Here is a 21,960-nt window from a genome sequence, read left to right as displayed (position 1 = left end):
AAAATTTATTAGTCTATATATCAGGGATATACGTTAAGCGGACTGCTGCAGCTTAAGCACCGTAAGGCGGTTATATTCTTCTATGCTATCAATTGGAAGGGCCTCTACTCTCGGCAGGTTTTTGATAAATTCACGCACCGTATCTTCGGATATATCCATACCTGTAACAGCTTTGCATTCAGATTTAATTAAAGCAATGAGGCCTTTTTCCCAGTAGTCCATCTGGTCGTAAGTAATGCCTCCCCTTATATGCGCTTCCGCAAACGCCATATTCAGTAGAGATACGATACGCACAGGATGCATGGCAAGGTCGACATCATGATTAATATCGACAGCACCTTCTCCGGCCAATTTTTCATCTTTATAGCATTTAACGGATATTAGCGCCTCCATGCCCAACGACGGAATCAACTTTACTTTATTTTCGCGTCCCATTCGTCTCTCGATCAATCGTTTATAGGCGTCCAGTATCTCTTCGCTATGAGGGCACCCTGAAAGCCTATTTTCGTCATATCGTATTTCGTAAGTCATGCCTTCATTAAATTTTTTGGCAAGTTCCGAAAATAGCGAGAGAACTCTCCCAACATCTTCTTCGATGGACTTTTTGACAACGGGACTTGGCGCACTCACAGGAAGATCCTTAACCTGGGCCATTTGAGAACCCAGGCTATTGGTTCCGGCTATCGCAGGTAAGGAGTCCAATATCTTATTTACCCGTGCCTTAACTAGCGGCATTTTCTTTTCAGGTATACGGGCGGGGTCTTTAATGTGGAGGCCGGTCTCTAAAAGATCTATAATTTTACTAATCGCCTTATTTGCTGCCCCTGGAGGAGCCATTGCAAGCCGATCCGACAGATAATATAGGTTAGCATTGCCCTTCTTCTCTACGCTGGCAATGCCCAGTGTGATCAGATCATTCAATTCTGAACGCACAGTGGTCAAGGAGTAGCCTCTCATTTCCGCGAATGTCCTGGCGGTAACGGCATTCTCCCTGAATATACGGCTCTCTGCATCCGCCCCCCCTAAAGATCTCAGCCCCTTTGAGAGTGACCCTTTCCTCTCAGGCTTAACTGGCTCTTTCGAAACCGCTCCTACGCTTGCATTAATTGGCAGTTTTTTGAGTCGTATCACCTCGCATCCCTTAGGTCCCACATTCACGCCAAAACCATCATTGAACAAGTCTGACGCCTTAATCTTTTTCGAACTTACGGTTACCCACGTCTTTCCGTCCCCTTTAAGCTGCATTCCCTCCTTAATGTATTCCACCTTATCTATCTCCAGAGGATTAACCTGTATATTGATGACCCTCTTCATGTCAAATGTAGCCCACCCGTCATTTGCGGTAGTGTTGAACGCTCCTATAACGATCGTATCATTGTCAAAACGCGCTATGCCCAGAGCATGCCAGGGGGCATCGGTCTCCAAATAGTGATATTCTCCATCCAATAATTGCCTATACTGTCTGGGCAGAGAAAATATCTTTTTCCTGACCTCTCTCGTTACGGGATCCGCTTCTTCCGGGCGCAAAATATGGGGTTCTTTAAGCGCTTCACCGTTATGATAATTCCGGGAACCGTAGATCTCGCCGTTTAAGATCAGTTGGTAGCCAGGTAGAAAGGTGCAGAGAAAATGGATAATATTACTGTCTTGGTAGCTCAGGTTGGACCATGCGTCTCCAAAAGTAAACGCATCATGCTCCGGGCCAAGATATATCATGTTCTCTCGAACCTCGCGTGGCACGCTTTCCAAACTCCGCAAGTAAGCAAGAAGCGCGGCCGTCTTATCATAAGACGTAAGCGCATCTGTCATACAACCTTTGCATTCATCTGAATAGGCCGAACAATCCTTGTTATCAGCGAGCTCAAGAAGTTCCCGCTGCCTCTCAAGATCCCCCATCATTAAGTAACAATCGGGTTTTATTTTACGCATCTCGGCTACGAAAGTAGCTATAAGGTTTACCGGGACATCTATTCCCCAATTCTTTTTTATTCTATCGGCAAATGTAGCCATAGCCGCGTCGATCCTAAAACCGTCCACTCCCATCTTCAGCCAATAGCGGCCTATCTCGATCGCCTCCCGTATCACATCGGAATTGGAAAGGTCCGGCTGTGCCAGCGCACTCCACCTGCGCGGAAACTTATCTTTTAACGATACCAGGTCGGTCGCGGAGACTAGGAAAAGCGCATCTCCTCCGGAAACTATGACAGGCCTGTAGGGCGTCTTCGCGCCGGCTACCTTCTCTCTTATATCCTCATCCCCCAATTTATAATATATAGTGCGACCGTCGATCTCGATCGACCCCTCTTCCGCCAGTTCATCCGGTGTCATACTTGATATTATTTCATTCAGCTTCCTTCCGACTTCTATGCGCCTGAGTAACTCATCCTTAGGCATAGAGCTTCCTCGATAGGGCCTTACTTCCCTATCCAAACCATAATTGCCATCACTGACATTCGTATATAAGAATCTCTCGGGATGCTCCCGGCAAATGTCACTGTCTTTAGCTACGTGTTGATTGGCGATCCAGTCCATAATAACATTTATGCCATGACGGGGTTGGTGCGCCATATCTATGAACTCTTTCAGGTCGGCAACTGATCCCACCCGATTATCGATATTCTTAGGATCCAATATTTCAAATGGGTGACCGTTATTCTTCATAAGGCCCAGTAAATACACATATTTGACACCGGCCGCCGTCATAAATGGCAGGTCTTTTTGCAAGGCCTTGAGACCGGATAGATTATGCTCTTCATCGCGGTAGTTCTTCAAAGCCACTTCTGATATTATCCTGGTATTCTGCCTTGCCATGATCGCGGGCACATACGCATCCAGCGCATATCTCTCCTCCATAGCACGCGCGGTAACGATTTTATTGGCACGCTTGTAGGAATTTAACATTAAGCGGCGCCATCTCTTTTTACCATCTTCATAAAACAGCCTGGACGCTATTTCGGATTTTTCAAATATATCAGCGGGCGCTTCATGATAGAATTTCCTAGAATCCGCCGATAACCCATCGCCTGTTTCGTTAACATATGCGCCTATGAAGAAACCGCTCCCTTTTTCGGTTACTTCGTCATAGTCCTCCATCCATTCTACCGGCCCGGCACCCTTTATCGATATATTGACTCCTGCGTTCAGGGCTGTCCGCTGATCTGAAGTGCCAGCGGCTTCTTCAAGCGGACGGGGAGACGTTATGGTGACATCGGACGATGTCCCTTGCATCTTCAGAAACTTCGAGTCCGAGACAACTGCCGCAAATCGGCCAGCGAGGTCCGGCAAGCTCTCCCATCTCTTGAACTCACTTGCCCAGAACTCTTCGTATGCGGGAGGCGGCCATCCTACAACAACCTGCGCACCCAATCCATTGACCGTTTTTCGCGCGCCGTAATTAAATATCTTGTCCAGGGTAGTATCAACAATGGTTTTTGTGTTAAAATCATTATTCCTGTAATTCTCTTCCAGATCGCTTATGTCCCGAAACCACGTATCCCTCAGTTCATCGCGAGTGAAACTAACATTCCTGTCCGCTGTCATAAGATGGACCAGGAATTTCAGCATCGGATACTGGCTCTTATAATCTACCAGCCGCCGGACAGCCCAAAACGTCAGTTTTTCGGGATCGAACGATATACCTGTCCTATTCTTGATCTCTTCAAATGCTTCTGCCTTGTTCTCTTCATGGATATCCCATAGTTTATCCATCCATATATCTTCTGCTTCGGCAATAGGAGGGGCTTTCGCTTCCCACTCGCTGAGAGCCTTTGACTTCCAACTCACGCCGGAGCCGTTCAATATCCCTATAACGGGTTTATTGAATTCGTCGCCATACATCATCTTGAACAGTTTTACTGTCGCCTTGGCATGTTCATTACTGACGGCATTAATGACATCGGCGAGCTGGAATGCCGCATGGCAAAAATCTACGTAGACATGCCCTTGTCTGTCGGTCTTGACAAACATGGACCTGAACTTTTCAAATTTTTTCTTCTCCCTTTTGTCGTCGGGAAAGCCGAGCACATATGTCATCCTGTCTACATCCGTATTCATCACTCCTGTAGAGAATCTCTCCAGGCCGGCGGGGACCAGAGTATGGTTAGTATATACTATCGCCGTATTATCATAGGACTTATCGGCACGCATCAGCGCGGCGGCAACAACCGTATGAGCTTCATTCAGATGAAGTATATCGGGTCTTCGGTCAAGTTTCTTTATTATCTCAAATGCGGCTTTACCGAAGACGACCTCTTGCGTAAATCTGTGCCTCTTGCCCCTCATCATCTTCTCGTCTCCGCTACCTTCGTATAAGCTTTGATCCGGGTACAGTATATCGAAGACCTCGGACATGAGAAGATAGCACCATGTACCGCCTCTATTAATCTTATATACATCCACTTTTATAAGCGGATTATTAGGATCATTATCTGCCTCATCCAAGGTTAAAGCATTAGGATCCTCTTCCCAGGCCCGGACCTTTATGGAATTTTTACCTACAAATACCGGCTCCAACACTCCTGCCCTGACCAGATGCCTGTAATCGGTCTTTATCTTTTTACCATCATGCAGAACGTGAGAATACCCGGGCTGTATCCCCATTGCCAGAAAACCTTCCACGTCCGGATTATCATATTCCGGAATTACAGCTTCATCGTCATCTCCGGCCTCAGGAATATTCCCCTCCATCGAAAGCGTCACGAGAAATTTTCCCCTCAAGTCAGGCGCATTATCCATGATCCAACTCCTGCCATCGGGTTCTTTCCCTTTATCATTCATAGCGGAGAGGCCCTCATACTTGTCTCCGGTGTAAGCGCCCAAGCCCCCCTTAGTATTTGTATCCTGAACTGAGAAATTCTTATCTTCGGCTACTGCCCTGGGCCCGGCAGCTATGTTTAGGGATCCGCTGGTTTTCGGATCATAATATATATCGGCGGGATCCTCTCCGTATAACGACAATAGGCCCGCTATATCTTCAGTATTGATATTTACCTTATGGGAATATTTTTCACATACTTTATCAAGTGGTTCTGCTTTAGCGTGAACCTCTCTTTCTATCTCGCGATAAGTTCGGCCCTCATATTCTGTATTTGCCAACCTGGGATCCGGCAAATCAAGATACTTAATGATCTCATCCTTCATTTCGTTGGCCCTTATCTCTGAATCAGTAGCCTGAGATATCATTCTTCTTATCTTTTCGAATTCTCGTATAGTTTCTATTTCGTGTTTCAGGACAACATTACGGTCCTCTTCATAATTATTAACTTCACTGTCGATGTATATGACGGGTTCTCCATAATACCTGCCCAGGCCGATATGAGCAAACTGTCCGGTGTTTACTAATAACTCGGGTATCACCACAAGCAAAACTTCTTCTTTTGTCTCAAACTCATATTTATATAGCTCCGGCTTAATATTCAACTTCTTTATCTGATTTCTAATGTATGCGTTAGCTGCATTTTCTGATAAAAGCGCTCCGGCTGTGGAGAATCGTTGACGGAATTCCGGTCGCTGGGTAGATAAAGCGGGTGCCAGTGTCGAGTCAGAAGCCTGGTCAGCCCAACTGGTGACATTGGCAAAGCAAAATATCCCTACCATTATGAGGGATATTATCTTATTTAATATGGTCTGTTTATTGACAGAATGGATAATCATACATGATTTACCTTTTTATTGTACTATATAGTATATAGTACAATTTACCATATAGCAATAGCCTAAATATAACTTTTTTATAATTTAACTAGATGATCAGTGAGTATGATCATGGCTGGGGTGCTCGTGCGGGTGGACATGTGTCCGGCCGTCATGCCTGTGCGCATGTATATGCACCAGGTTATGCTCCTGAAGAAGCGCCATATCCTTCAATATCTCTTCGGGGGATCCGGACTTCACTATCTTTTTATCTCGGCTGAATACAAGGACCTTATCCGCTATCTCTTCGACGATATGCAGGTCATGCGTGGATGTGATTATCGTCTTTCCGGCTTTGTTCTCATTGATAAGAAAATCCATGATATGCCTGGTGGTCAATGGGTCGAGTCCGGCCGTCGGCTCATCCAGAAGGAGCACTTCAGGATCTATGATCAGGGTCGAGGCTATCGTAACCTTTCTCTTTTCACCGACACTCAACTGATGAGGCGACCTGTCGAGCAACTCTTTAATGTCCAAAATGTCGATGAGCCTCTCAAGGCGCTTTTCGATCTCTTTTTTATCTTCTTTAAGTTGGAGCGGCCCAAAGAGAATATCTTCTTTTACGCTGGGGCAGAATAACTGAACATCGGGATTCTGGAATACAAATCCGACCTTCTTGCGGAAATCCCGAGAAAACTCCTGATCGCTAAACACCTCTTCGCTCATCGCCCTGCCGAAAGCCGTAATGGTGCCTCTGTTGGGGAATATGAGCCCATCGAGCATATGCAGAAGTGTTGACTTGCCGGAGCCGTTTGCGCCGATGATCACCGCTTTCTGGCCCTTCTCGATCGTCATGTCTATCCCGCAAAGAGCCGGATATTTTCCAAGGTACGAGAAGTGAATATCGCTTAACTGAAATACAGCATCACTCATGATCCATCAAGCCTTTATTTTAACGCGCCAGATATATGGGCACAGCGCATATTATTACCACGAAACCTAACCACAGCCAATCCCTTGACCTCATCCTGAAATCATTGAAGATGACGGGCTCTCCCCTATACCCTCTCGAGAGCATCGCGCTATACACTTCCTCATTAAACCGGTACGACCTATACCAGAGCGATGCCATGCTCCATGCTACGATATGCTGGCCTTTCTTGTAATGCATCGCTGTCCCCACGCGGCTCTTTATCGCGAGGTAAGTATTTTCTACAACTTCTGCAAATAAGTAGATGTACCGGTAGCACATCCCCAGTATCATAACAAAGACTTGAGGCACCCTGAATATGCGTAATACCTTCAAAAGTTCAAAATGTTTCGTGGTGATGCTAAGTAGTACAGCAAAAGATACGGAAGTTATAACGCGCATAATAAATAATGAAGCGCCGTATAATCCCTGTCGCGTAATAATAAAGTGTAATCCGAAGACGTTAAAGCCCGATATCGTCTCCCCCGGAGTGAAGACACTGAATAACGCCGGAATAGCTATAAAGAGAGAGAATAGCGGAATGAATATCCAGGTTCTCTTAAGGAAGAAGGCCAGATCGATCTTCGATAAATAGGTAAATATAAGCGATACGACATAAAGATAAAAGACCGTTGCTATACTTTTAGTGAACAAGACCGTCAGGAGCAAGAGCGCGAATGTCACAAGCTTCATCCTCGGATCAATGGACTGCAGGAGGCCTTTTCTCGATGCGTATTCATCCGAAAAGACGGACTCTTTCAAGAAAGAGACCGTACCGGAAATCGACCGCTCTATGAACCTGTTGCTATTGACAGCTGCCATTGACCGGTGCCCCTTCCGATTCCAGATATTCCGATGCCGAATACGAGCTTCGTACATATGGGCCGCTTACGACATGGCGAAAACCTGCTTTCAATGCATCCTCTTTGTACCGCTTGAATCTATCGGGAGATACGTACTCCTTCACCGGCAGATGATTCTTGCTTGGCGCGAGATACTGCCCGATACTTAAAAAATCACATCCGGTTCCGGCGATATCGCGGAAGGTGCTAAGCACCTCATCCTCGCGCTCACCCAAGCCCAACATGATGCCTGATTTCACATGCATGGCATTATCGCATTCCTTTATATATGATAGCACCCTGAGCGATCTGTCGTAATCCGCGCCGTTACGCGCTTCCATATACAGCCGCGGCACAGTCTCTATGTTGTGAGCGAAGATATCCGGCTCGGCCATAGCTACATTTTGTATCGCGGATTTGTCAAAATTAAAATCGGGCGTCAATATCTCGATCACGATTTTCCGTTCGTGCCTGCGCAGGCACGATATGGTATCGATAAAGGCCTGCGCTCCGCCGTCTGGCAGGTCGTCGCGCGTAACGCTTGTTATAACCACATGTCTCAGGCCCAGTCGCCGCGCCCCATCTGCCACCTTCGCGGGCTCATCGGGGTCGACCGGTGACGGAGAGCCCTTTTTCACTCCGCAAAATGAGCACTGCCTGGTGCATATCTTTCCCAGGATAAGAAACGTGGCCTGAGCCTTAGAGAAACACTCCCCTATATTCGGGCAAAGCGCCTCTTCACAGACGGTATTGAGACCCAGACTACCGAGTTTCTTCTTCACATCGGCGCAATCTCTAAGATTGATCTTTTTATTTATCCAGAAGGGCCGTTTTATATTTCTTTCTATTCTATCCATCATTATGCTCGCAACCTATCTATCCTGTTAAAATTCCAATCGGAGCTTTCATATTTCATCGTTTTCAGCTTCGAGAAACACTCTTCTTCTGCGCTTGAAAGCCCGCCCACCTCGGCCCTAATATCGAATGACTCTGTAAACGCTCTTATCATGACCTTAGACATATCTGCCGCATTAACACCACGGCCCAGAACTTCTTCCAGACAGACCGCATCGTATTCACTACCGCGAGGAAGCTCCGCTCTCGAAAAGGACAAGGCCCGCCCCCTGTCGAAATTGAAAGGAATACTGCCGTGTTGAAATATTACGCCGCGCGTCCGCTTCTGGGCACTGCCGCCTATCTTTCTACCGCCTGAAACTATATCATACTTCTCTTTTGCCGCAAAACATATTGCCGAAGGCTCCGAAAGCGTTTCATTCTTCACGACATCGCACGCAAACCGGGCCTTTATACCTAAGGCATTATAAAATGCAATCAAGAACGAAGAGATGATCTTATATGATGACAATACATGCGCGGGAATGCTAAGGTCGGACTTTGAACAGACAAGGCTATAGGTGAGTTCGTTACCGTGTAATATGATCCCGCCGCCCGTAATCCTTCTCACGAACGGCATCGATACCTTTCGGCAGAACTCGATATCGAGCTCCTGCTCAGGATCCTGTGAATACCCGAGCGAAAGGCCCGGATTTTTCCATCCGTAAATACGCAGCGTCGGAGGAGAAGAATGACATTGATATCCCTGCAGGATAGCCTCATCGAATGCCATGTTAGCGGCAGGATCCATGGGCCCGGTATCGATGATCCGCCAGGATACGCTCATCTTTTGACTCTAGGCGCGCCAGCGCAAGTTAGGCTCTCGGGCCGCCTTAGTCTCATCGAGCCTCTTCACGGACCTTGTAAGCGGCGCGCGCTTTACAGCTTGCGGATCTGTCTCGGCGAGTTTGGCTATCGCTATCATCGTTTCGATAAATTCATCGAGCGTCTCTTTAGATTCTGTCTCTGTGGGTTCTATCATGATCGCCTCTTTGACTATCAGCGGGAAGTATATTGTAGGAGGATGATACCCCATATCGATAAGATATTTGGCGATGTCGAGGGCATGCACGCCGTTTTTGATCTGTTTCGAGGCGGATAGGACGCATTCGTGCATACATATCCTGTCGAAAGGTATATCGTAATGGCCTTTAAGTTTTACCCTGCAATAATTGGCGCTGAGGACCGCGGATTCCGATGCCTCTATAAGGCCTTTCTTCCCCAATAAAAGCATATAGGCATATGCCTTCAATATTACGCCGAAGTTGCCGTAGAACGGCGCTATATATCCTATGGACTTATGCCTGTGATAATCGAGGGCGAATGTGCCGTCGGAGCGCTTAACTATGCGCGGGATCGGCAGAAAATCTATCAGCTTCTCGCACACGCCTACCGGTCCGGATCCCGGGCCGCCGCCGCCATGAGGTGTCGCAAATGTCTTATGAAGGTTAATGTGCATTACATCGAACCCTATATCCGCCGGGCGGCACTTGCCCAGAACGGCGTTCAGATTCGCTCCATCATAATACATCAACGCCCCCACGTCGTGCGCAAGATCGGTGATCTCCTTAATACGTGGATTGAATATGCCCAGAGTGTCAGGACACGTAAGCATGACCGCGGCCACTTCATCGTTCAGCCGCCTCTTGTACTCCGCTATATTCATGTAACCATCGCTATCTGTCGGTATCACTATGACCTGATAACCGGCTATCGCCGCGCTCGCAGGGTTTGTGCCGTGTGAAGAGTCCGGAACTATAACATACTTCCTCCGCAATCCGTGGTGCCTGTGATAGGCGGCTATCAGCATAACGCCCGTCAACTCCCCATGAGCTCCGGCAAGCGGCTGCATAGTAAACCCGGCCATACCCGTTATCTCGCAAAGAAGTTTTTTTGTATTATAGATAACTTCGAGAGAACCTTGCGTCAGGATGCCGCCGCCTGAAAGCTGCGGTAGAAGAGGATGGACCGCGGTGAAACCTTCCAGGCCCGCGAGAACTTCGGTGAATTTCGGATTGTACTTCATCGTGCAGGAGCCCAGGGGATAAAAATTAGTATCGACTGAGAAGTTGAGCCGTGACAGATTCGTGTAATGGCGCACTACGTCGAGTTCCGAAATGTCCGGAAGGTCCGGCGGATCTTTCCGGAGATATTTAGCCTCCAGCGCGGAAGTCGCCGGAACGTCGGATGCCTGGATCTTAAGGCCGCGCCGGCCCTTTACATTCTTCTCGAAGATCAGTCGCATAATACGGCCTCCAGGCTATCCCCGAACTTGAGGATATCTTCCTTCGTCCTCTTCTCGGTCACCGCTAAGAGAAGATAATTTTCCATTCCTTTATAAAACCTGCCCAAGGGAAAACCTGCCGCGTAACCTTTCTCGACCATCTTGTGTACCACATCATCGGCATTCTTCGGAAGGCATATGGTAAACTCATTAAACGTCGGCGAACTTCTCTTCACCGTCACCCCGGATATCTTTTCAAGGACGCTTTTGGCGAATTCCGCCTTGTCATGATTAAGCTGCGCCAGTTCCTTTAATCCCGTCTTGCCTATAAGCGAAAGATATATGACCGCGCGCAAGGCGCAGAGCGCCTCGTTGGAACAGATATTTGAGGTCGCCTTTTCCCTTCTTATGTGCTGCTCTCTCGTCTGCAGAGTAAGCACGTATCCTCTCTTCCCGTCCATATCGACCGTTGCGCCCACTATCCTGCCCGGCATCTGCCTGACATGCTCTTTTCTGGCGGCCATGAACCCTAAATACGGCCCGCCGAATGAAAGCGGTATCCCAAGGCTCTGCCCTTCGCCGGTGGCGATATCGAATCCCATCTCGCCGGGAGTTTTAAGCATGCCCATCGATATCGGATATACCGATTGTATGGCGATAGCGCCTGCCTCGTGGCTCTTCTTCACTATATCGGTATAATCGTCGATTGCGCCGAAAAAGTTAGGATTCTGCAGTATAACAGCGGCGGTATTGCTATCAAGATGTTTCAATACCGCTTCGCGGGAGCTCTGGCCGTGAACGACCGGCGTTTCAACAAATTCTATAGACAGGTTGGACGTATAGGTGTAGAGCATGGTCCGGTAAATAAGGTTTACACCCTGGTCCACGATGATCTTTTTCCGCCCGGTGAGCCTTACCGCCATCATGGCGGCCTCATAGAGCGCCGTTCCACCGTCGTAGAGCGACGCATTGGAGACATCGAGTTCCATAAGTTCACAGATGGCTGTCTGATATTCATAGATCGCCTGAAGCCATCCTTGAGACGACTCAGGCTGATACGGAGTGTATGCGGTATAGAATTCTGACCTCGATGCAAGAGCATCGACCGCCGCGGGAATATAGTGATCGTAGAAACCGGCGCCCAGGAAACTGATAAGGTTTGTGGCGTTCTTCGAGGCAAGCGACTTAATGTAGCGGCAGACCTCGAACTCCGATTTACCTTCGGGGATATCGAACGATTTCGGCCTAAGCGCCGGAGCGATATCTTTAAACAGGTCTTCGACCGACTTGGCGCCTATAGCCTTCAGCATATCGGCCTTATCCTTGTCGGTATGCGGGACATAGTTCATCTAAGACAATCCCTCTACATATTTTTTATATTCTGCGGCAGACATGAGCCTCGAGGGATCCTTGTCATTATTTATATCAACTACCGCGAAATAGCCTTTATCGTACGGCGACTGGTTGACAAGCTCCGGATGGATGGCAAGTTCTCCGTTAATCTTTGAAATCTTGCCGGATACCGGCGCATACACATCGGACGCCGCCTTGACCGACTCGACCGTGGCATATTGTTTAAACTGCTCAATGGCATTTCCCGCTTTAGCTATATCTACGAATGTGATATCACCTAATGACCCTTGAGCATAATCGGTGATGCCGATAGCAGCGGTCTTACCTTTGATTCTTACCCATTCATGTTCTTTCGTGTATAAAAGATCATCCGGTATGTGCATGCGAATCCTCCGATATTTTTGCGGTACCCTTTTTATAAAACGGCCCTTTCGTTACCGTAGCCCCTATCTCGACGTCATTCTCTTTAAGCGTTATCCGGCTCCCGGGAGCGCATGGAAGATCGACATATCCCATACCGATGCCGCATGAAAGGCTGGGAGAGAATGAACCGCTTGTGACCACACCTGCGTCTTTGCCGTTCACCAATATCCTGTAATTATGCCGCGGCGAGCGGCGCGACTCCGCAATAAAACTGATCAACTTTCTCGACGGCTTGCTTTTTTTTAAAAGCGCAGGTTTGCCGATAAAGTCTTTATTAAGATCTACGAACTTTCCTTTATCCGCCTCGAGCGGAGTGGTATCGGCCGTGATGTCCTGGCCGTACAGCGGATAAGTCATCTCCAGGCGAAGCGTGTCTCTGGCCCCAAGCCCCGCCGGCTTTACTCGGCCATCCGCAAGGAGTTTCTTCCAAAGCTCCTTCACCTTATCGGCGGATATATAGAGCTCATATCCGAGTTCCCCTGTATAGCCGGTCCTGCTGATAATGATTTTTTCGCCCAAAACATTGAAATAACCTAATTTATAGTAGTCAAGGTTCGCTACGCCGGGCCCCGCAAGTCTCTTCAATGAATCTAATGAGCGAGGGCCCTGCAAATCCAGCTTCCCCAATGCGGATGACACATTCTGAAAATCTGTACTCCGGGATAAATGCTTACGAAAGTGAGCTTCATCGCCATCGATAGTGGCGGCATTGACCACCACCATCCACTCGTTCTCCGCCGTCCTATACACAATCAGATCATCGATGATACCGCCCGCATCATTCAGTGTAAAGCCGTAACGACAACTGAATATCGGGAGCGTCCTTAGATCGAAAGTAACAATATTGTTGAATCCGCTCTTCTCAGGCTCGCCGCGTATTACGAATTCGCCCATATGGCAGATATCGAAGAGCGAAACCTCGCTCCGCGTCCAGACATGTTCGGCTATTATACCGGAATATTGTATCGGCATGAGCCAGCCGCCAAACGGCGCAAGTTTCGCGCCCAGACGTTCGTGCTCATATATAAGAGGGGTCTTCTTGAGGTCCATGATAAGGTATTATGATACCAAAATTACCGCGAATATGCTACTGTTTCTGAAATTTTTATCGTTTTTTTGTTAAGATTCTTCCCAAAAACAACATGATCGCCACTGTAATGGCTATCCCTAATATCGCAGAGGCTAAATAAGACAAACTTAAATGTCCCAACCCCTTCTCATCCCAGCCTTTAAAAATATAGCCGGACAGCGGCGCATTCCACATAGTTGAAAGCTTATCAAAACCGAAAGGGATATAACCAACAAGCTTGCGCATCTCATCTGCGCCCCACTCCCCCCAGGCGGTTCCTGCCTTAAAATATTTTGGGAGAATTACTCCAAGAGGAGACAGGATAACTAATATCACCAGTCCGATCCATAACCTGGCAGTGTTCTTCTTCATCACCCTCTCCCGTCTCCAAGTAAACCAAGATCCTGTTTTTGCAGATATTTGACGACAAGCGCCGTCACGAGGGCCTCTATCCATCCGAATACTAAAAGATGCTCTCCCAGCATGACAGGCAGCGCCACATTCAACCCATAAGGGCAATACAACGCCTGTCCGGACGCTGTCTTATGCAATAACGGCTGAATGCCGAATTCGAATCCGGTCAAAGAGGCCGCGACGCTTACAGCGATATAACCGGCAATACCCGCGGCGATGACCCTTCTGTTTGAACCTATAGGAGAGTTATAGCTGATTGCTTTATATATATAGTAGCCGGCGAACGGCAGCGCAAATGCCATATTAAAACAATTCGCGCCGAGAGCGGTGATACCGCCGTCTCCGAAAAGAAGCGCCTGCACTGCCAAAGCAACCGTGATAGCTATGCACGCCGCCCAGGGGCCTATAAGGATAGCGACCAGCACACCTCCTACAGCGTGCCCTGTCGTTCCTCCGGGTATCGGCACATTGAACATCATAATGACAAAACTGAATGCCGCGCCTATGGCTAGAAGCGGCACCTGCTTCGCATTAAGCGTCTTCTTGACTATCTTTGAAGCCAGGGCCCATATCGGGACCATTATCGCGTAAAAAAAACCGCAGGTAGCGGGCCCCAGATATCCATCGGGTATATGCATATATCCTCTCTTTTCGCCTAGAATGTGTATATCATTGTAAACGCGAGCGAATCATTCACATTAGTATTGTTGCCGGCTATGGTTCTCTGATAACATAGGAGCGCCTTCACCTTTTCAGATGACCACCCTATTCCGGGAACCAGTAAAAGCGAACTTGAATCTGTATCGGGAGCAAGAGTTCCGTTTCTCTTTTGATCGCCCTGCCAGAGATAATTGGTCTCCAGCATCAGGCTGAATCCTTTCGGTAAAATATATTCTACTGCGTAATCCAGATTCACGTAATCAGCATAATTGATCTTAACACCATTGATCTTTGTTCGCATCGGAATGTTATAAATAAAGTCCGTGTGCAGGATGAAAGGCTTTATCTTCTTTGTCAGGATGACCCCGTAGCCCTGGTCATAAGAACCCGTTCCCGTTATATCGGTGCCGAGCTTCCCCGGGCTTCCCTTTTGGTATGTACCTGTTGGAAATCTCATCTGGGCGAGTGCCGTTATGCACGGCATCCACGGCTCCTGGGTCGTCTCTTCGACCAGGCAATATCGGGCATATGCATATGAATCTCCAAAACCCCCGTCATTCGCGTTAACGTTCGGCGCAAGTTCTTTATAATTCCAATAATAGAACCCTTCGAGATCTATCTCTAATTTGTCGGTTACACCATAATAGAGAATGAGATCGCCCACATACTGATAGGCCTTTTTGCCGTCTTTAAATGATTTATAAGACCCTTTATCATTAAATATACCGCGGGCGCGGTAATAGAAGAAGTACGGCTGGATAACTAATTCTTTGGCTTTTAAAAGGGGCGCGCTCTGTGTGTTTAAAGGGCCGGTGGAAGGAGGATTCCAAGCCTCCGCTTTCTCAATATCTGTGCTTTCTTTGGCGATTGCGCTGAAGATACATACCGTTATAATCACTATAGTAAAAAATAACGCTTTTCTAAACATCCTCCCCCATCCTTGGATGCGCTATAGTAACCGCTTGAGCGGAAAAATACTACTTGAAGTACTTATCGGTGGCGAGATCCCATTTACCCTGGGACTTGAGAATGAGATCACAAAGCTCACGGACACCTCCGTGGCCTCCGGCTCTCGATGTGACAAAGTGGGCGCACTGCCTCACTTCCTCTACTGCGTTGGGAACCGCGACAGCCAGCCCGACACGTTTCAAGACAGGTATATCTATCAGGTCGTCGCCTATAAAACAGACTTCTTCGGGTTTCACCTTGAATTTCTTTATAACATGATTAAAGGCTTTCAGCTTGACCGTATAGCCCTGGTAAGCTTTTGCCACCTTCATATCGCGCGCCCTTAATTTCACTATTCTCGATTTCTTCGCGGTGATTATCACGCTCTTTATGCCGGCCCTGAGTAAAAGCGTTATACCGAACCCGTCCTGCACATCAAAGAACTTAAGTTCATCGCCATATATCGAATAGATGATGTGGCCGTCCGTCATGACGCCGTCTATGTCCAGGATCAGAACCTTTATCTTCTTTACCCTATCCAGAAGATCCTGGCTAATCATACAAGCCCTGCCTTCAGTATATCCTGCACATCCAGAAGGCCTATGGGCCGCTTTTTATCATCGACCACAGGCAGCTCATCTATCCTTTTTGATCTCAGTATGTCAAAAGCTTCCGCGGCTAATCTCTCTTTAGTTATCACTGTCGGGTTCTTCGTCATAGCATACTTCACTTCGCATTCGATCAGCCTTGGGTTGGTCTCGAGATGCCTCCTCAGATCTCCATCGGTAAATATGCCGACAAGCCTGCCTCTGCGATCAACAACACTCGCGCTGCCAGCCCTCGACTTTGTTATTGTTAATAGCACTTGTTTTACTTTGGCATTTTCTTTTACAATAGGATTATCATGCCCTTTTCTCATAATATCCGCCACGGTAAGCAGCAGCCTCTTACCGAGGATTCCTCCCGGATGATAGAACGCGAAATCCTTCTCCTTGAATCCCTTCTTTTCTAAAAGCGCGACCGCGAGCGCATCACCCATAGCGAGCATCACCGTAGTAGATGTAGTCGGCGCGAGTCCCAGCGGGCACGCTTCTCTCTTCACCGAAGTGTTCATCGTGTAATCCGAAAAACGCGCGAGTGTAGACCGGGTATTACCCGTCATTGAAACCAGTTTTGCGCCTATCTTCTTCACGATCGGCAGGAACTTTATGATCTCTTCTGTCTCTCCGCTGTTCGAAAGCGCGAGTATCAGGTCTTTTTTAGTAACGCGGCCGAGATCGCCGTGCAGGGCTTCCGCCGGATGCAGATATAGCGACGGAGTACCGGTCGAAGAGAGCGTGGCCGATATCTTCTGGGCGATGAATCCGGGTTTACCCATACCGGTCACTATGATACGGCCTTCCACTTTATAGATGAGCTTTACGATCTTCTCAAAATTGGCGTCGATCCTCGGTATCAGGCCGGCTATCGCGTCCGCCTCTATCTTCAGGACTTTTTTGGCTATGGCTCTCGGCATTATCTGACGATCCTCTCTATCTTCACAAGCTTCACCAGCAATCCTTCAAGTTCGCTCATCTTCACCATATTAGGGCCGTCGCTAAGAGCGCTCTCCGGCTCCTCGTGAACCTCCATAAATACAGCGTCGGCGCCGCATGTGACCGAGGCCATGGCAAGATAGGGAATATATTTCCGATCGCCGCCGGATCTCTCGCCCATGCCCCCTGGCGACTGTACGGAGTGAGTGGCATCATATACCACAGGGTATCCCAATTCTTTCATTATCAACAGCGATCTGAAATCGCTCACAAGCGTATTATACCCAAAACTGACGCCGCGCTCCGTAAGCAGTATCTTCTTATTGCCCACAGACTCTATCTTCTTCACGACATGCTTCATATCCCACGGCGCGAGGAATTGTCCCTTCTTAATATTTATCACCTTACCTGTCCTTGCCGCATCCAGTATCAGGTCGGTTTGGCGGCAGAGAAAGGCCGGTATCTGAATGATATCGAGAACTTTCGCCGCCTCTTTTATCTCCTCTCCGGAATGAACGTCGGAGAGTACACTCAGGCCCAATTCTTCTTTTACTCTTTTAAGTATCTTGAGGCCCTTCTTGATTCCGGGACCTCTGTAAGATGTGATCGATGTCCGATTTGCCTTATCGTAACTTGCTTTGTAGATGAAGGGGATGCCGGCCTTTCTGGCTATCGCCTTCAAGGCCTTGGCATGTCTCAAGGCGCTTGCCTCCGACTCTATAACGCATGGCCCGGCTATAAGGACTAACGGATTGCCGGCGCCCATTCTGATGCTGCCTACAGTAACTTCTTTTGCCGTATTATTGAGTTTCATGCTCACGCAGCAAAGCCTCTTCTGCCCTCTTTAAATCTTCCGGCCTGTCCACCCCGACAGTATCGAACTTTGTCTCAACTACCTTTATCTTATATCCGTATTCAAGCGCTCTCAACTGCTCCAGCTTTTCAGCATTCTCTAAAGATGAGTGCGGCAGTGATTTAAAGGTAAATAAGAAATCCTTCGTGAAAGCGTAAACACCGATATGTTTATAATAGACGGGCCTCTTCTTCGGGTCCACCTCACTCGTCCTGTTATAAGGTATCGCGTATCTTGAGAAGTAGAGCGCATACCCGTTCTTATCCACTACCACCTTAACGACATTTGAATTGGTAAGCTCGGAGGCGTCGTCGATCTTCTTTATTATAGTCGCCATCTGAACGGTCTTCTCATCCTGAAGCGCCATCACGAGATTATCGATCATGATAGGCCTTATAAGCGGTTCATCACCCTGAATATTGACGATTATGTCGACATCCATCTCATTCACTACTTCGGCGAGGCGGTCCGTGCCCGAGGGCTGGCTCGGCGAAGTGTAAACTGCCTTGCCGCCGAAACCTTCGACGGCCTTGAGTATACGTTCATCGTCACATGCCACGATCAGATCATCCAGCGTCCTGGCCTTCTTCGCATTTTCCCAGACATGCTGGATAACCGGCTTTCCTAACAGGTTTGCTAACACCTTGCCTTCGAACCTTGTGGCGCCCCAACGCGCCGGGATGACTCCTATTGCCTTCACTTATAGACCTCCCTATCAAAACAGTTCTTTCCTGATCCTCTCAAGAAGCTCGTCCGGGGACACAACCGCTATGCCCACTTTTCCGACCACTATTCCGGCGGCGCAATTCGATATGTGCGCCGCAACGATCGGATCCGCGCCGGCGGCAAGCGACAGGGCATAGCTTGCGATGACCGTATCGCCGGCCCCCGAAACATCGAATACTTCCTGAGCAACCGTCGGTATCTGTTCCATCGGCTTATTCTTCTGGAATACCGCCATACCGTTCTCGCCCAGAGTTATAAGGACTATCCTGCATCCCAGCTTGGACAAGAGCTTTGCTCCCGCTTTCCTCAAAGTCGCATCGTCTTTTATTTCAAAACCGACAGCCTTCGAGGCCTCATGATTGTTGGGAGTGATAACACTGATACCCTTATAATATTTGAAATGTTCTTCCTTGGGATCCACGGCGATGATCTTCTTATTATGCCTGGCAAGCGGTATTATCTTTTTTAAGAGCGCCGGCGTGATAACGCCTTTGGCGTAATCTTCCACTATGACCGCATCTACATTCTTTATCATGCCTTTGATATGAGCCGACATCTTGTCTATCACGGTGTCTTTCAGCCTGTCCTTATTCTCTTTATCGATCCTAACGACCTGCTGATGGTGCGCGACGACCCTCGTCTTAAGTATGGTGGGCCTTGAATCGTCGGTAACGATACCTGCCGTCCTTATACCTTTTTGTTCAAGCTCTCCCTTTAATATAGCGCCGTTTTCATCATCGCCTACCACGCCTACGAGATGGACATCCGCACCAAGGCTCCTCAGGTTATTGGCGACATTCGACGCGCCCCCCGGCATAAAGCTCTCTTTCTTTACCCATACGACCGGAACGGGAGCCTCCGGAGATATTCTAGTCACCTCGCCCCAAATAAATTCGTCGAGCATCAGGTCGCCTATGACAAGTACGCTCGATTTTTTGAAATTAGCTATAGTTTTTTTGAAATCGCTGAAACTCTTCGTCCTCATATCATATCTTTTCTATTATAGAGCGGTACATTAACGGCACCATTATCTCGTGATGGCCTATTATATTATAACCCCTGCCGCCCTTCGAAGTCGGCCTGGATAATATATTCTGGTACGGCCTGTACTGTCTTATCATATCGAAATTAGCGGTAGTTAAAGTATCGACCTTATTGCCGAGATTACGCGCTACGGTGATGGCCTTCAGGAAGACCTCGGGCAGTATCACGGCCGATCCCAGATTTATAAGTACGCCTCCTTCGAGTTTGGAGACACTGTATATGAAATTTTTGAAATCGAGAAGCGAGCCCTCTCCGATCGCAGCGCCGTTCGCGGAATAATGCTGATGTATGATGTCGGTGCCTATGGCGACATGGGCGGTGACGGAAACGTCCAACTCATACGCGTTGGCCAGGATGCTCAGGTTCCTGTGCGGAAGCTTTGACTCCACTATCTTTTTGCCTACGGACTCGCCTATGCCCGTTCCTCCGGTGAACCCTGAATTTATAGCCCCGTTAATGAAATTTGCCGTCTCCTTCGCCATGCCGAAAGAGCCGTCGAGAATGCCTTCTCCGACATCTTCGCTCGTGCGTCCTATCAGAGCTATCTCCGTGTCGTGGATCACCCCTGCGCCGTTAAGCGCGACGGCTTTTACGACCCCTCGCTTCATCAGGTCGATGATGAGCGGTGAAAGGCCGCACTTTATCACATGCGCGCCCATCATGATGATCACCATCCTCTTTTTCTTGTATGCGGAGATTACGGCATCGACCAGCGCCTTAAGGTCCTGGACCGCAAGTATATTGGGTAGCGAATCGTAAAAATCTTTAAAACTTTCGCCCTTTTCGGCTCTTTTCGCAAAATCGCTTATAGAGACTTTACACTTGCGGGCATTAAGCGGGATGGTCCTGACCTTGCTAAGGTCTATCTTGTGCTTTGGCTTCTTCATAATAGGTCTTCCTCTCGAAATCTGCGTTATTCTAACATATGCGCGATAACGACGTCAAATGCTATCCACTACAGCGAAAATATCATCTATATATTACAGTCCGGCGTTTACTTTCGGGCAATGCTTCCGCTTGCCGCTCGCTCCAGCATCGCCCGAAAGTTCCGCCATCCGACGATAGCTGGAGAGATATTTTCGCCTCCGTTCCCTAAACGTTGAACCGGATGGTCAATATGTCACCATCCTCGACAATGTAGTCTTTGCCCTTAAGGTAAAACTTGCCGGTCTCCTTGACTTTCTCTTCAGATCCGAGGCTTATCAGATCGCCGTATTTTATCACCTCGGCCCTGATGAATCCCCTCTGAAGGTCCGTATGTATAACTCCGGCCGCCTCTGGGGCAGAGGAGCCCCTCTTCACGTTCCACTGACGCACCTCGTCCGGGCCTACGGTAAAGAAAGAGATCAGATTCAGCGTCCTCAGGCAGAGTTGCGTCATTACGTTGATTGCAGGCTCCGTTATACCGAGCGACTGCATGAACTCTCTTCTCTCCGCCTCGGACTCAAGCGCCATTATCTCCTCTTCGACCTTCGCCGACACCTGCATCACGTCTATCTTAATTTCTTTAAGCTCATTTATAAGCTCCGAGCGCAGTTTCGTATCCTTAAGCGCGTCTTCGGAAACATTCAGGACTATGAACATCTCTTTCAAGGATATAAACGGATAACTTGTTATAAACTTCTTGTCCTCAGGGCTCAATTCAAAGGTGCGCAGGGGCAGGCTCTTATCGAGATGTTCTTTCAGTTTTCCGAGGACCTCCCTCTCCTTCACAGCAGCCTCTTCCTTCGTCTGCTTTATAGTTTTGTCGAGCCTCTCCACTCTCTTCTCAATAAAGATAAGATCATGGAGAATAAGCTCGGCATTAACAAAATCTATATCACGCTTTGCGTCTATCGAACCTTCTACATGATATACGGAATCATCCTTGAAAGCCCTCACGACATGACAGATGGCATCCAGGTCGTTTATGTCCTTAAATACGTCGCCCTTGGCGATCGAATCTTTTTCGATTTTCGGGATCAGCTCTATATCGATCCTCGCGCGCACCCTTTTCTTCGGGCTATAGATCGAGCATAACCTGTCAAACCGGCCGTCCAGTATTTCCGCTACGCCTTTAATGGGCTTGAGCGATGCGATCTCGGCCTCCGTCGGCCTATGGGCAGTGAGCAGCTCAAACAATGTCTTCTTACCAACCTGTGGAAGCCCTATCATCCCTATCTTCATATCACCACCTTATCCCCTTCGTCAGTTCAATAAATGCGGACACTACTATGTAAAGAAATAAAAGCCATAATGAAATTCTAACTATTTTCTTAACCATAAATATTTCGCCCGAGGTCTTGTAGAAACCAAAATCTTGTGGCATACTTTAAGTAGAAATACTGGAGGAGATGGCACGATAGCGAAAGCAATCCAGGCCTATCACCTACAA

The 21,960-nt window shown here is 48.1% G+C and carries 19 protein-coding genes; all 19 read right to left on the bottom strand.

Going from position 1 to position 21,960, the window contains the following annotated elements; genetic code table 11:
• Window positions 1-33 precede the first annotated feature (33 nt).
• A complete protein-coding gene (locus tag NTY76_04870) occupies window positions 34-5,652 on the bottom strand; it encodes a glycogen/starch synthase (GenBank protein MCX5678423.1) in 5,619 nt (1,872 codons plus the stop codon).
• Between the two features lie 96 nt (window positions 5,653-5,748).
• Window positions 5,749-6,564, bottom strand: a complete 816-nt coding sequence (locus tag NTY76_04865; protein MCX5678422.1) for an ATP-binding cassette domain-containing protein — start codon at window positions 6,562-6,564, stop codon at window positions 5,749-5,751.
• Window positions 6,565-6,583: 19 nt separating this feature from the next.
• On the bottom strand, window positions 6,584-7,423 hold the full coding sequence (gene cbiQ / locus NTY76_04860) for a cobalt ECF transporter T component CbiQ (GenBank protein ID MCX5678421.1): 840 nt from the start codon (window positions 7,421-7,423) through the stop codon (window positions 6,584-6,586).
• Window positions 7,407-8,300, bottom strand: coding sequence for a lipoyl synthase (gene lipA / locus NTY76_04855; GenBank protein ID MCX5678420.1), 894 nt, complete (start codon window positions 8,298-8,300; stop codon window positions 7,407-7,409). Before lipA ends, cbiQ begins: the two co-directional genes overlap by 17 nt.
• A gap of 2 nt (window positions 8,301-8,302) precedes the next feature.
• Window positions 8,303-9,124, bottom strand: coding sequence for a lipoate--protein ligase family protein (locus NTY76_04850; protein MCX5678419.1), 822 nt, complete (start codon window positions 9,122-9,124; stop codon window positions 8,303-8,305).
• Window positions 9,125-9,133: 9 nt separating this feature from the next.
• Window positions 9,134-10,582 carry an aminomethyl-transferring glycine dehydrogenase subunit GcvPB gene (gene gcvPB, locus NTY76_04845; GenBank protein MCX5678418.1) on the bottom strand — a complete coding sequence of 483 codons (1,449 nt, stop codon included), beginning with the start codon at window positions 10,580-10,582 and terminating at the stop codon, window positions 9,134-9,136.
• Window positions 10,573-11,910, bottom strand: coding sequence for an aminomethyl-transferring glycine dehydrogenase subunit GcvPA (gene gcvPA, locus NTY76_04840; protein ID MCX5678417.1), 1,338 nt, complete (start codon window positions 11,908-11,910; stop codon window positions 10,573-10,575). Before gcvPA ends, gcvPB begins: the two co-directional genes overlap by 10 nt.
• The gene (gene gcvH, locus NTY76_04835) at window positions 11,911-12,297 is read right to left on the bottom strand and encodes a glycine cleavage system protein GcvH (protein MCX5678416.1); all 387 of its coding nucleotides are present in this window, start codon (window positions 12,295-12,297) and stop codon (window positions 11,911-11,913) included.
• Window positions 12,281-13,390, bottom strand: coding sequence for a glycine cleavage system aminomethyltransferase GcvT (gene gcvT, locus NTY76_04830; protein MCX5678415.1), 1,110 nt, complete (start codon window positions 13,388-13,390; stop codon window positions 12,281-12,283). Before gcvT ends, gcvH begins: the two co-directional genes overlap by 17 nt.
• 52 nt (window positions 13,391-13,442) lie before the next feature.
• Entirely contained in the window at window positions 13,443-13,778 is a 336-nt protein-coding gene (locus NTY76_04825; protein MCX5678414.1) for a cobalamin biosynthesis protein, read from the bottom strand.
• Complete coding sequence (cbiM, locus tag NTY76_04820; protein ID MCX5678413.1) at window positions 13,778-14,458, bottom strand: cobalt transporter CbiM; 681 nt, start codon at window positions 14,456-14,458, stop codon at window positions 13,778-13,780. Before cbiM ends, NTY76_04825 begins: the two co-directional genes overlap by 1 nt.
• A gap of 17 nt (window positions 14,459-14,475) precedes the next feature.
• Complete coding sequence (locus NTY76_04815) at window positions 14,476-15,408, bottom strand: transporter (GenBank protein ID MCX5678412.1); 933 nt, start codon at window positions 15,406-15,408, stop codon at window positions 14,476-14,478.
• Window positions 15,409-15,457: 49 nt separating this feature from the next.
• Window positions 15,458-15,988 carry an HAD-IIIA family hydrolase gene (locus NTY76_04810; protein MCX5678411.1) on the bottom strand — a complete coding sequence of 177 codons (531 nt, stop codon included), beginning with the start codon at window positions 15,986-15,988 and terminating at the stop codon, window positions 15,458-15,460.
• Entirely contained in the window at window positions 15,985-16,944 is a 960-nt protein-coding gene (locus NTY76_04805; GenBank protein ID MCX5678410.1) for a KpsF/GutQ family sugar-phosphate isomerase, read from the bottom strand. The genes NTY76_04810 and NTY76_04805 overlap by 4 nt, the downstream gene beginning before the upstream one ends.
• A complete protein-coding gene (gene kdsA, locus NTY76_04800) occupies window positions 16,944-17,777 on the bottom strand; it encodes a 3-deoxy-8-phosphooctulonate synthase (GenBank protein MCX5678409.1) in 834 nt (277 codons plus the stop codon). The genes NTY76_04805 and kdsA overlap by 1 nt, the downstream gene beginning before the upstream one ends.
• On the bottom strand, window positions 17,764-18,516 hold the full coding sequence (gene kdsB, locus NTY76_04795) for a 3-deoxy-manno-octulosonate cytidylyltransferase (GenBank protein ID MCX5678408.1): 753 nt from the start codon (window positions 18,514-18,516) through the stop codon (window positions 17,764-17,766). The genes kdsA and kdsB overlap by 14 nt, the downstream gene beginning before the upstream one ends.
• Window positions 18,517-18,531: 15 nt before the next feature.
• Entirely contained in the window at window positions 18,532-19,527 is a 996-nt protein-coding gene (gene rfaE1, locus NTY76_04790; protein MCX5678407.1) for a D-glycero-beta-D-manno-heptose-7-phosphate kinase, read from the bottom strand.
• A 1-nt stretch (window position 19,528) separates the two neighbouring features.
• Window positions 19,529-20,473, bottom strand: coding sequence for a hypothetical protein (locus NTY76_04785; GenBank protein MCX5678406.1), 945 nt, complete (start codon window positions 20,471-20,473; stop codon window positions 19,529-19,531).
• 205 nt (window positions 20,474-20,678) lie between these two features.
• Complete coding sequence (ychF, locus tag NTY76_04780; protein ID MCX5678405.1) at window positions 20,679-21,752, bottom strand: redox-regulated ATPase YchF; 1,074 nt, start codon at window positions 21,750-21,752, stop codon at window positions 20,679-20,681.
• Window positions 21,753-21,960: the final 208 nt, after the last annotated feature.

The organism is Candidatus Omnitrophota bacterium (assembly GCA_026387175.1).
GTDB lineage: Bacteria > Omnitrophota > Gorgyraeia > 2-01-FULL-45-10 > 2-01-FULL-45-10 > CAIMPC01.
This window is presented reverse-complemented; position numbering and strand designations above follow the sequence as displayed.

Bases quoted from the DNA above. Each gene is read 5' to 3' on its own strand.
- NTY76_04870 (MCX5678423.1), bottom strand. From the start codon at position 5,652: ATGATTATCCATTCTGTCAATAAACAGACCATATTAAATAAGATAATA.
- NTY76_04865 (MCX5678422.1), bottom strand. From the start codon at position 6,564: ATGAGTGATGCTGTATTTCAGTTAAGCGATATTCACTTCTCGTACCTT.
- cbiQ (MCX5678421.1), bottom strand. From the start codon at position 7,423: ATGGCAGCTGTCAATAGCAACAGGTTCATAGAGCGGTCGATTTCCGGT.
- lipA (MCX5678420.1), bottom strand. From the start codon at position 8,300: ATGGATAGAATAGAAAGAAATATAAAACGGCCCTTCTGGATAAATAAA.
- NTY76_04850 (MCX5678419.1), bottom strand. From the start codon at position 9,124: ATGAGCGTATCCTGGCGGATCATCGATACCGGGCCCATGGATCCTGCC.
- gcvPB (MCX5678418.1), bottom strand. From the start codon at position 10,582: ATGCGACTGATCTTCGAGAAGAATGTAAAGGGCCGGCGCGGCCTTAAG.
- gcvPA (MCX5678417.1), bottom strand. From the start codon at position 11,910: ATGAACTATGTCCCGCATACCGACAAGGATAAGGCCGATATGCTGAAG.
- gcvH (MCX5678416.1), bottom strand. From the start codon at position 12,297: ATGCACATACCGGATGATCTTTTATACACGAAAGAACATGAATGGGTA.
- NTY76_04825 (MCX5678414.1), bottom strand. From the start codon at position 13,778: ATGAAGAAGAACACTGCCAGGTTATGGATCGGACTGGTGATATTAGTT.
- cbiM (MCX5678413.1), bottom strand. From the start codon at position 14,458: ATGCATATACCCGATGGATATCTGGGGCCCGCTACCTGCGGTTTTTTT.
- NTY76_04815 (MCX5678412.1), bottom strand. From the start codon at position 15,408: ATGTTTAGAAAAGCGTTATTTTTTACTATAGTGATTATAACGGTATGT.
- NTY76_04810 (MCX5678411.1), bottom strand. From the start codon at position 15,988: ATGATTAGCCAGGATCTTCTGGATAGGGTAAAGAAGATAAAGGTTCTG.
- NTY76_04805 (MCX5678410.1), bottom strand. From the start codon at position 16,944: ATGCCGAGAGCCATAGCCAAAAAAGTCCTGAAGATAGAGGCGGACGCG.
- kdsA (MCX5678409.1), bottom strand. From the start codon at position 17,777: ATGAAACTCAATAATACGGCAAAAGAAGTTACTGTAGGCAGCATCAGA.
- rfaE1 (MCX5678407.1), bottom strand. From the start codon at position 19,527: ATGAGGACGAAGAGTTTCAGCGATTTCAAAAAAACTATAGCTAATTTC.
- NTY76_04785 (MCX5678406.1), bottom strand. From the start codon at position 20,473: ATGAAGAAGCCAAAGCACAAGATAGACCTTAGCAAGGTCAGGACCATC.
- ychF (MCX5678405.1), bottom strand. From the start codon at position 21,752: ATGAAGATAGGGATGATAGGGCTTCCACAGGTTGGTAAGAAGACATTG.